Raw genomic sequence first — 11,452 nt, 5'->3', positions numbered from 1 at the left:
GAGAGACTTACAGCCCGAGAATCTCCGACCTCTACAGGTCGGAGAGGTTCAAATTTATGATATCTATTAAATCTTATCAAAATCTAAAAGAAGTTCAGTTTAAAAAAACAGTGCAAAGAGATTAATACCCATTATAATTGAGAAATGTCCAAAATGACGAATAATTACATTGTAAAAAGTAAATTAATAATGATGTGGCACTTTGAGTATTATGGTGCTGGGTTTGGCTGGAAAAAAGAAAAATAGAATTAAATGCCGAAGCATCTACTTAACAATTTGCCACATTACCAGAATACATCATGATAGCACCACCCTGGGATGTTGCGGAGTTATTAACAAAATTAAATTAATAATCCTATATATTTCATGTAAAAAAACAATGAAAATTAGATATGGGAAATGAAAAAAGTGATGATTGACACACACAGAAATCCATGTAATGTGTAGTCCAATCATCCCCTGAACTAAAAATCAGGTTCTATTCAACATCAAAACCCTTTTCTATCATGCTGTTTTTAAGAATCTCCATGGCTTTTATAGTATCAGGCCCTGAAACCCTTTTAATCATGCGATTGTTTTCATTAAACCTTCCGACAAAATAATCCTGCTGCTGCTTACTTACAAGGTCAAGGCGAGTATAGTTTGTAAGGCATTCCAGAAGGGCAAATACACCCCTGTTTAAAGCCTTTGCACATGGATGGTTTTTGATGATTTCTACAACATCACTGCTTATGATATAAGCTTCCCCATTTGATGTTACATGGTCTTTAATCGGATCCATCTTTCTGATGTCTGTGACATCACAAATGATATAAGCTTCTGCATTTTTCAATATTGCAATGTCATCATCATCTGTAAACTCTTCAATATCCAGGTTTCCTATGGTTGAATTTACAAAATTTATAGGGTCAAAAGTAATATTTACAACATATCTGCGTGTTTCCATAATGTTTTTCAGGGTTTGGGTACCGACAAATAATCTGCATCCAAGTTTGTCTTTGCCTTTGCACACAATTCCTATTGGCGCTGCATTTTTTACACCGTCCTTGCTCATGGTAGTGTAAATCCCTTCATATTTCTGTCCTTCTTCAATTCCGATATCCGTCAAATCAATATCCATTTTATCATCCTTCTTAATTTACATTTTCAATATGATATCTATTCATTAATCTTATTAAAAGTTTCAAATCTCCAGTTTAATCTCATCAAATGTCAGATAGGTATTTTACTGTTTTTAATGCCCTCTTCAAATTTCATAAATCCGTCATCTTCCAATTTTTTGACCTTTAGCTGGATATTGCTGAGTCCTTATTAATTTTTTTGGCCAGATTCCTTATGCTTCATGGTTTTTCATGTTTAATGGCATTCATATATAATCAAATCCAAGTCGGATAGGATAATTTGTTTGTAATCAGATTTTTCTGTTGTTTCATCATTTCGTCAGGATGTTGATTATAGTATTTACTGTAAATTTAAAAGCCGTTCTCTATTCCACTTACATAATTATATCTGATACTTATATGCTTCAAAGATTAGGTAAACGAATTTGATTCACCCATACCATGAAGGATATTCCTTAATATTCCCACATTCTTTAAAATGTTTGTTTTTTCTGCATTTGATACATCCCAATTGGATAATGGGGATAAATCAGACAAAGCAGAACAACCAAAAATAGATTAAACCAAATACAACTAACTATGTAGAGATTAATCCCAATCTTATAATTGAGATGTGTCCAAAATGTCGAATTAGCACAGAAAAAAACAGTATTTAGCTGTTGAATTAGTAAAAAAAGAAAAATTTAAGTAAATACCTAAGCATCTACTTAACGAGTTTAAGTTTTTGAGCTGTTTTATAGTCAACTTTTCCAGTCACTTTAAGACCATTGGCTTTTTGGAACTCCTTAACTGATCTTTGTGTGCAGTCGTGGAAAATTCCATCGACTTTAAGGTAGTGTCCTTTGTAAGTTAAGTAGTATCCGTTTTTCTTTAATGCCTTTTGAATCTTTTTAACCATTGCACTGTTTTTGCTTCCTTTGGCTATTGTTTTCCATGTTGTTTTGACTGTTATTTTCACCTTTTTGGTTACCTTGTTGTAGTTGCCGTTTCCAGGATATGTTATTGTTGCTGTGAATTTACCTGTCTTGGTTAGTTTTTTAAGGTAAAATGTTGCAACACCCTTGCTGTTGGTTTTTGCAGTGTAGGTTTTACCATTGACCTTCAAGGTGACTTTAGCATTTTTAATTGCCTTGCCTTTGTTGTCTTTTAGTGTTACAGTGTATTTTTTGTTCTTGTCTGTGTTCTTGAATGTTTTTGCATTTGCAGTAAGTTTTGGAGTTGCCTTTTTGACAGTTACATTTGCGGTTTTACTGGCAGGGTTGTAGTTGCCGTCACCTGAGTAGATGACTTCAATTGTGTGGGTTCCTGCATTTAATGTTGGGATTGTGATACTTGCAGTGCCGTTTGAAACTGTAGCATTATCTGCAGTTGTTCCGTCAACCTTAACAGTCACATCACCTGTAGCATCATCAGGCAACTTGACAGTGACTGTGGATTTTTCACCGAAAGTACTGTTTGCCGGCATTTCAACATCAAAGGTTGAGTTTTGTTTTAAAACTGTGACATTAACTGTTTTGCTTACTGCGTTATGGTTTTCATCAGGTATTGTTGTTACTGTTAAATTGTAGGTTCCGGCATCCAAAACAGGAATAGGAACACTATAACCGCTAAATATAATCTCTTCGCCATTGAGTTTGGCAGTAATTCCAATGGCACCTTCACATGTTACATTGACATTTGTGGTTTCACCATAATCCAGGACAGTGTCATTAACGTCAATTGCTGAATCTATTTTATTGACAGATACATTGATTGTAGTTGAATTGACAGCATGTATTCCATCAGCTTTAGTAGTGATTGTAATAGTGGTGTTTCCCGCATTATAAGCAGTGACAACACCATTCGCATCAACTTCAGCAATACTTGTATTTCCGCTTACATATTCAACTTCAAGACCCTCAGGACTGGTTACCGGAGATATTGTAGCATTGGCGTATACATCCAGAGTCAAATCATCGGCAGTGACCTTAGCGTCATTCAAGTGAACTGTAACACCAATGGTTTTATTTTCTGCTGCAAGGTACTTTTTATCCCCTTCAAAGCTGACAGTAATGGTAGCTTTACCTTCAGCTAAAGCGATAACCATTTCACCTTCAACTTTAACGACAGATGAATTGCTAATGGAATATGTTAAATTGCCCGCATCGCCAGGTGTTAAAGTGGCACCGGCAGCAATTTCATCACCAACAGCCAAAACAAGAGTGTCATTTAAAACAGTAACTTCGGCAGGTATCTTGCTTACACTGACAGTGACATTTGTTGAATTTTTGGCATATATTTCATCATCACCTACACTTAAGGTAATGACTGCAGTACCTTCACCAACAGCAGTAACAATACCATTTTTATCTACACAAACAACAGAGCTATTGCTGGATGTGTAATTAATATCAAGCAGTATTGTATCAGGATGTTTGGTGGCATTGATTGCACAGGTTTCATCAACCTTTAAATCCAAAGTATCCTTATCAACAGTGACACTAGCATTATTCAACCTAACTGTAACGCTGATAGTCTTGTTTACAGCAGCATACTTATCGTTACCCTCAAAAGAAACGGTAATGTTTGCCTGACCTTTACCATTACAATAAGCAATAATGTTGCCCTCATCATCGTCAATGAGTACGACATTCTCATCACTGGATGTGAAAGTAACATTACCTGCGCCAGCAGGAGTCAGACTAGCAACAATAACAGCCTCATCACCAACAGACATGTCTAAAGAATCAATATTAAGACTAATGTCAGTGGGAATTTTGCTTACAGTAACATCAATTGTTTTATTCTTGGCTGGAGCATAATCCTCACTGCCTGCAAAACTTACAGTGATGACAGCAGAACCTTCGCCAACAGCTATAATATTACCCTCTTCCACTTTAGCAACAGAAGTATTACTTGAAGTGAAAGTTAAATTGCCTACAGCAGGAGTTAATGAGGCACCTGAATTAATGGAATCTTCTACAAACAGATTAACAGTTTCATTAACTATAGTTATTTCAGTTGGAGTTTTACTGATTGATATAGTGGCATTGTTAACAGTTACATTGTCCAATCCACTATAGGTTGCATTGACTTCATAAACTGCATAATCATCAAATGTATATACTGCCCACCATGTTCCGTTGCCTGCATAAGTTGCATTAATCGGATCACTGTTTGGGACGATAAATAGTAATTTACCTTCCAAGATATCTTGTGGTATGTTGGATTTTGCAGTGATGTTGACAGTTTTGTTGTTGGTTGTAACTGGAGTTACATTTACATAATATTTGATGTTAGGAATAACTTTTATTGTTCTGTTGATCGGTTGGAATCCAGCATATTCAGTATCAAAAATAGCATAATAAGAACCGACAGACAATTCTGGAATCCAACCTTTGCCGCTTAAACAACTGTAATTTCCAACCCAACTATCATTGTCTTTAAAGTAAACGCTAATTGAGATATTTCCATTAGTTACGGGAATGCTGCTGTTTGTTTTTAAGTCAAATGTTAATTTATCACCAGAGCTGTAAAAAGTTGTGAAATTCTCAACGTTCAATGTAGGTGGAATAATATATGTATTAAAAGTTGTATCTAAATCTGTTTTAAGAATACAGGAGTCAGCAGTAACAGCCCATCCAATAAAGCAAAAAATAGCACCCCCACGATTAGCGGAGTTACCTTCAAAATAACTATTTATCACATTCCCCTGAGTAGTACGGAAGTAAACTGCACCACCATCAGAAGCAGTGTTATTAGTAAAATTACAATTTGTCACATTACCTTGATTCGTGAAGAAAACTGCACCACCACGGTTTGCAGAGTTATTAGCAAAATTACAATTTGACACATTACCAGTACTCTGGAAGTGAACTGCACCACCATAATATGTTGCAGTGTTATCAGCAAAATTACAATTTGACACATTACCAGTATTCAAGAAGTAAACTGCAACACCATTTCTAGCAGAGTTGTCAGAAAAATTACAATTTGTCACGGTACCTTGACCCACGAAGTAAATTGCACCACCATGAGTAGAAGCAGAGTTGTCAGTAAAATTACAATTTGACACATCACCCATACCATTAAAGTTAACAGCACCACCATGAGTAGAAGCAGAGTTATTAACAAAATTACAATTTGTCACATTACCAGTATTGTGGAAGTAAACTGCACCACCATCTCCAGTAACAGTGTTGCCAGTAAAATTACAATTTTCAACACTACCAGAATACATCCAGATAGCACCACCATCTCCAGAAACAGTGTTGCCAGTAAAATTACAATTTGTCACGGTACCTTGATCCAAGAAGTAAACTGCACCACCCCCTGAGGATGCAGTGTTATCAGTAAAATTACAATTTGACACAGTACCAGTACCATCGAAGTAAACTGCACCACCCCTTGAGGATGCAGTGTTATCAGTAAAATTACAATTTGACACAGTACCAGAAGTAGCTGAACTACTAAAGTAAATTGCTCCTCCATCACCAACATAATTAGCATTTATAATGGTTAGATTTTTAATTGTTACACCGGAAGCACTTACATAAAATGCTTGCAGATATGTTGATCCTTTCATGTCAATGACTGCACCGTTACCATCAATGACTTTATTGGCCTCACTGATAGTAATGGGTATTGCATCCTTATCGTGAGTATAGTTCTTATGGGTTAATGTAATGTTTCCAGAATGTCTAATTTCTTCAGCCAAATCAGAATATGTAGCTGAATCCGCACCCAATACCTCAGTATCAGTTTGCGCAATAGCCTCATCATAATCAGTTGAAGCCAATGCCTCGTTTTCTTCACTTGTTTGCAGATTATCCTCAATATCATTATCAGTGGATGACTCGATTGTATTTGCATTCTCACTTGCTATAGTATTATCTATTTCACTTGCACTAACACCTGCAATGCTCAATAGAAAAACAACAAGCGCCAATAGGATTATTGTTTTTTTGTATTCCATTTTCTCCCTGAACTCCTGAAAGTTGTATGCTAAAAAATGTTTTATATCATTCAAACAATCATAAAAATACATATCCTTTGTTTAAAACTTCTAAAACATGACTAAAAGTCTATCAACGAATATATAAATACATAACGATTTTGAAGAACGGGGGCAGATAAACTTATATTTATAAACCTAACTATTTTTAATAGAAATTATTGATTGGAATGTATTAAAACAGTTTAAATTATGATACAGTTTTTTAAGAAAAAATTAAAATAAGACCTGAATAGATTGAAAACAGACAGTAACATGCTAAAATGTTATATTGGAAGATAATATGAGGAATACTGTTAATGAAAATGTTTATATATCTTAAGGAGCTTAAACATTAATTGAAGATTAGAAGGTAAAAGCCAAAATTTTGGTTTAGCCTATAAGTCCTCGTCACCACAGGTGGCGACTTTCCATAACAGTTATGGTCAATTAGGTGGCTTATAGGTTCTTCATCTCACTAATGCTAATTTTTATAGATTCCAAAGATTTTTTTATTCTCCATTAAGTCAATGTATTTTGCATTCTGATGTTCTGCTTTTTGAAATACTGACCATGAGATTAAATCTGCAATTTGCAAGCCTTTATAATTAATTGAATCCCCATGCATTATGCTTACCGGATGGTTTTCAACATTATTTAGTTTTGATAAAAAGAGATCATTGAAATTATTAATATAATCTGGATTGAATTTGGATTTATCTACAATAATGCAAGTGGGAGATGTTATTTTTATTTTTTCAGCTAGTTTCGATGCTATTTCATCATATAATGCATGATGATTGTAGAAGTTTGGTATTTTATCAAGGTTTTGTTTATCCAAGCATATTGCATAGACTTCATATTGAAGGTTATTGACTTTTCTGAGTATCTTTTCGATGATATGTTTGTCCGTTTTGTTTCCTTTAATCTCGGGAGCTTTATGGATACGATTTCTATTATCTCTTTTTACTTTTTTAATAATTCTTTTAAGAGAACGTGGACTATCTACTACAATAGCTCCCATAACAAAATGTTTGGAACTCAAATAACTGTCTCCCAAATCCCCACTTTCATCAATGTAAATATACTTCATAACAGTAAAATGTATGCTTGACATTACTTAAAAAAGTTTTTAAAAATTCCTGTTTTTTATTTTCAAAACAATATTGATATGAATTCGTAAAATTACCCTCAATTAAAACTCCATACTCATAGAAGAAAAAAAATAAATTAATAAAATAAATCGGTTATCCATATTGTTGGAAACCATAAACTTTTAGAATTAATATTTAAATTAAATCATACAATTACACCCATAAACTGATATTTATAAACCTATCGATTTTTTCATGAAAATGATGGAAGAGATGAATTTCAAACATTATAGATTTTTTAACTTATAACTATTAGAAAGAAACATTGTCTGATTAATAATTCAACCATCTCCCCCATCAACATTAATATTCACTCAAATTGTCATCCTATATATTTTCTGTGGGATATTTTCACATTATTCTGATTGACCATGGCATATTGCATGGTGGTGTCAATCTGCACATGGCCCAATAGCCTTTGAACTTGTTCTATCGGCATTCCTTTGTCGATTGCATTGGTTGCCATTGTTCTTCTGAACTTGTGGGGATGCACTTTTTTGATATGGGTTTCATGGCCAAGTTGGCGCATTCTTTTTTCTACTCCAGCGATTCCAAGCCGGTCGTGAGGTTTTCTTAATGACACAAAGAGTGCGGGATTGGTGTCATTTCTGGACTCCAGGTATTTTTGGAGGTGAATTTTTGTTTTTGCGTCAAAGTATACTATACGTTCCGAGTCGCCTTTGCCTAATACTACACATTCCCTTTCACTAAATAAAACGTCATCGATATTTAGGGTTACAAGTTCGCCTACACGCATACCAGTTGATGCCAAAAGTTCAATCATTGCCAGATCCCTGATGTTGGCACAGTTGTCCCTCAAGACTTCGAAATTCTCATCGCTTAAAACCTCTTTTACGACCCTTCTAGTTTTAATCCTGTGAATTCTTCTAACCGGATTTTTTAAAATATAATTTTCATCTTCAAGCCAGCTGAAAAAGCTGGACAGAACCCGTCGGATATTATCGATTGTTGATTTGGATGCATTGCTTTCATTTTTATAGTCAGAGAGATATTTTCTTAAATCATCAGTAGTTATATCTTCAATTCTGGAATTGATTGAATTCAGCATGCCCATAATTGTATTCTTATAATAAGTAATTGTTTTTTGAGAGCAGCCTTCAATCTCTTTGGCTGAAAGAAAAGACAACAGCAATTCATGATTTTCTTTTGTCTCATCATGTTTATCTTTTTTAAACACTTCAAATCATTTAAGATTATTTTAAGATTCTTATCAAGCTCTTCAAGTTGAACTTCATTTAAAAAAGGCACCATTTTAGCTTTTATATTATTAATCAAATCATTTTTCATTAAAATCCCATATACGAATATCTTTTTATAACTGCAAAATTATTCCCATAAACCTAACTTCAAGACATGATGGAAAAAGTTAGTAATATACAACTAAAATATTAAAAAATTTAAAAAGTTAGTATTATATACCTGAAAAAATATAATATAATTATGGTTCAAAGAGATTTATACATGAAACAAATTATCCCATTAATTGATAATGAATTAATCAAAGTGATTACAGGCATTAGAAGATGTGGAAAGTCCTATATGTTGGGGCTAATTAAAGAAGAACTCCTTAAAAGAGGAGTAAAAGAGCATAACATCATAATCATTAATTTTGATAGTAAAAAATATAAAAACATCAAAAATAATAATGAATTAGACAAAATTGTTGAAAAATCAATCAAAAATAAAAAAGGAAAAGTATATCTATTTTTTGATGAAATCCAAAACGTTAAAAAATGGGAACGCTCCATTGCAGGATATAAAATAGATTATGACTGTGACATTTACATCACAGGATCCAACTCAAATTTACTGTCTGGAGAATTGGCAACCCATTTAACCGGAAGATATTTCGAAATAAAAATGTATCCATTTTCATATCAGGAATTCCTTAACTTCCATCAAAAATCAAGCAGCTTAGAGATGTTTAACGAATATCTCCAATATGGAGGAATGCCCCAAACATTCATGCTTGACGAAACACAAAAAATAGAATACTTGGATGATTTGTTCAACTCAATTTTTTACAAGGACATCGTTAAAAGATATCAAATAAGGGACATCGGCATTCTCGAAAGACTGACAACATTCATTTTTGACAATATAGGCAATATATTCTCCGCTTCAAGCATTATGGAATACTATAAAGAAGAAATGAATATTAAAATTTCAAACAAAACAATATCAAACTATCTCAAATACTTGGAAAATGCATGCTTTATAAAAAAAGTAAAAAGGGAAGATTTGGAAGGCAAAGGCATCTTGAAATTCAATGAAAAATACTATGTAACCGACCATGGCTTTTGTGAAGCAAAAGCAAAAGGAAACATTGACAATATTGGAAGAGTTATGGAAAACATTGTTTATTTCGAGTTTTTAAGAAGAGGCTGGAAAATAACAATCGGAAAAACAAAAGATTATGAAGTAGATTTCGTCTGCAGAAAACACAAACAGACTATATATGTGCAGGTAAGCTATTTACTTGAAAGTGATGAAACAATTGAAAGAGAATTAAGACCCTTTTCCAAAATCAAAGACCATTATCCAAGATACATAATAACAATGGATCAGTTTGATAGGTCTCGAGATGGAGTAAAACACATTAATCTATTAGATTTCCTAACAGATGAAACAGACCCGATATGAAAATTTTTCAACAAAAAATGCAATCGACACATCTTAGATATTATTTCATTGTTTAAAATATTAAAACTCCATAAGTTTATAAACTTATATTTATATAACTATCTATTTATTGTGAAAATAGATTAAGTGATATTTATAAGCTTATCGAGTTGATTATGGAAAATTAATTATGAACTGTAGTAAAATAGTAATTTACCATCCACAGCAAATCTTAAAATAGAATTTTATAAAAAAGTTTCACGATTTTTAAAAAATGAGTATTTTACAGGACAAATAGTTATTGGAATAAGTAATAAAACGGAAATCATTAATCTTTTCAAGTTTACTTAACCACATTATTTAACTTTCCTGTTGCAGACATTGGGAAAATTTATATGCGGAAAATAGTATATATTAATTAAACAAAATTATAATTATGAGATTACATGAAGTTAATTTCACCAGGAATTCAGTGTTTAAATTTTGAGTTCATGAGAATATTAAAATATTAAAAAAGCAGATGTTGTCATATGGATAAAAATATATTATATCATGGAAGCAATGTGGAAGTGCCCTTTCCACGTATTCTACAGAATGGTTTTTATAAGGATTTTGGTTATGGCTTTTACTGCACCCTATTTGAAAAGCAAGCAAAACGTTGGGCTATGACAAAAAAAGGAGAATCCGTTGTAAACTTATATGAATATGTGCCGAATGCTGATTTAAACATTCTGAAGTTTAACGAAATGTGTGAAGAATGGTTGAATTTCATTGTAAGTTGTCGAAATGGCATAGAACATAACTATGATATGGTGGAAGGACCTATGGCAGATGATCAAATTTGGAATTACATTGAAGGATTTATTGAAGGCAACATTTCAAGAGAAGCATTCTGGGAACTGGTAAAATTTAATTATCCAACACATCAAATTTGCTTTAACACTGAAAAAGCACTTAAAACATTAACATTTAAAGGAAGCGAAATATTATGAAAAATAAATATTTTCCAGATGAAGATATTAAAATCAATGATTTATACTTTATTTGTTACATGATAGAAAGAGTGGCAAGAAATATAAAACAAAAAAATAAATATGTTGTAAATACAATTGGAAGAGATGGACTATATCACTTGATTAGCTGTGCAGAAGCCCTACATTGTGAAAATCCTCTGAAAGTAGAAGCAGATTGGATTAATGACTATGAACTTGAAAATGGAGATTATGATATTACCATTGTTGATAAAGAACTTGCCACAATCATTCCAACACCACTTGATATGGGCGCAGTATATCAACGTTTAATTGTAAATACTCTATCATCCAAAGAAGATTATGTTGATGGTATTATAAGAGTATATAATGATGACATATGTGATGTGATAGATAATTATAACTGCAGTGCTTTCTATGAACCTTCCTATGTGATAGCCCGAGCTTATCAAAACCGAGGTTTTTAAAATTAAAATAATATAAAGTTAAAAATCACCTAAAAAATAAAAAAAATAGGCTTTGTAGAAATCCTATTTGATTTTTGCAAAAATTTTTTAAAAATCTATTTTT

General features: G+C 32.7%; 7 protein-coding genes and 1 pseudogene. 3 read left to right on the top strand and 5 right to left on the bottom strand.

Annotated features, from left to right (window positions below; translation table 11 throughout):
- Window positions 1-268 precede the first annotated feature (268 nt).
- From Q0W04_RS10595 to xerA, 5 genes and pseudogenes are all read right to left on the bottom strand, one after another.
- Window positions 269-343 (bottom strand): annotated as a pseudogene (locus tag Q0W04_RS10595) (hypothetical protein); the annotation flags it as partial.
- Between the two features lie 135 nt (window positions 344-478).
- The gene (locus Q0W04_RS09765) at window positions 479-1,120 is read right to left on the bottom strand and encodes a DUF447 domain-containing protein (protein WP_298502704.1); all 642 of its coding nucleotides are present in this window, start codon (window positions 1,118-1,120) and stop codon (window positions 479-481) included.
- A 704-nt stretch (window positions 1,121-1,824) separates the two neighbouring features.
- Window positions 1,825-6,075 carry an Ig-like domain repeat protein gene (locus Q0W04_RS09760; protein ID WP_298502701.1) on the bottom strand — a complete coding sequence of 1,417 codons (4,251 nt, stop codon included), beginning with the start codon at window positions 6,073-6,075 and terminating at the stop codon, window positions 1,825-1,827.
- 502 nt (window positions 6,076-6,577) lie between these two features.
- Window positions 6,578-7,186: a DUF3800 domain-containing protein gene (locus Q0W04_RS09755; RefSeq protein ID WP_298502699.1), complete on the bottom strand. Its 609-nt coding sequence runs from the start codon at window positions 7,184-7,186 to the stop codon at window positions 6,578-6,580.
- A 383-nt stretch (window positions 7,187-7,569) separates the two neighbouring features.
- On the bottom strand, window positions 7,570-8,445 hold the full coding sequence (gene xerA / locus Q0W04_RS09750) for a site-specific tyrosine recombinase/integron integrase (RefSeq protein ID WP_298502696.1): 876 nt from the start codon (window positions 8,443-8,445) through the stop codon (window positions 7,570-7,572).
- Window positions 8,446-8,729: 284 nt separating this feature from the next.
- On the opposite strand from xerA, the gene Q0W04_RS09745 reads away from it, so the two are divergent.
- From Q0W04_RS09745 to Q0W04_RS09735, 3 genes are all read left to right on the top strand, one after another.
- Window positions 8,730-9,911, top strand: coding sequence for an ATP-binding protein (locus tag Q0W04_RS09745; protein WP_298502692.1), 1,182 nt, complete (start codon window positions 8,730-8,732; stop codon window positions 9,909-9,911).
- Between the two features lie 509 nt (window positions 9,912-10,420).
- On the top strand, window positions 10,421-10,882 hold the full coding sequence (locus Q0W04_RS09740; protein WP_298502689.1) for a DUF3990 domain-containing protein: 462 nt from the start codon (window positions 10,421-10,423) through the stop codon (window positions 10,880-10,882).
- Window positions 10,883-10,941: 59 nt separating this feature from the next.
- Complete coding sequence (locus Q0W04_RS09735; RefSeq protein WP_298502686.1) at window positions 10,942-11,349, top strand: hypothetical protein; 408 nt, start codon at window positions 10,942-10,944, stop codon at window positions 11,347-11,349.
- Window positions 11,350-11,452 lie beyond the last annotated feature (103 nt).

Source organism: uncultured Methanobrevibacter sp. (assembly GCF_947170395.1).
Taxonomy (GTDB): Archaea; Methanobacteriota; Methanobacteria; order Methanobacteriales; family Methanobacteriaceae; genus Methanocatella.
Note: the sequence above shows the minus strand (reverse complement) of the source record. Positions and strands in the feature narration are given on the sequence as shown.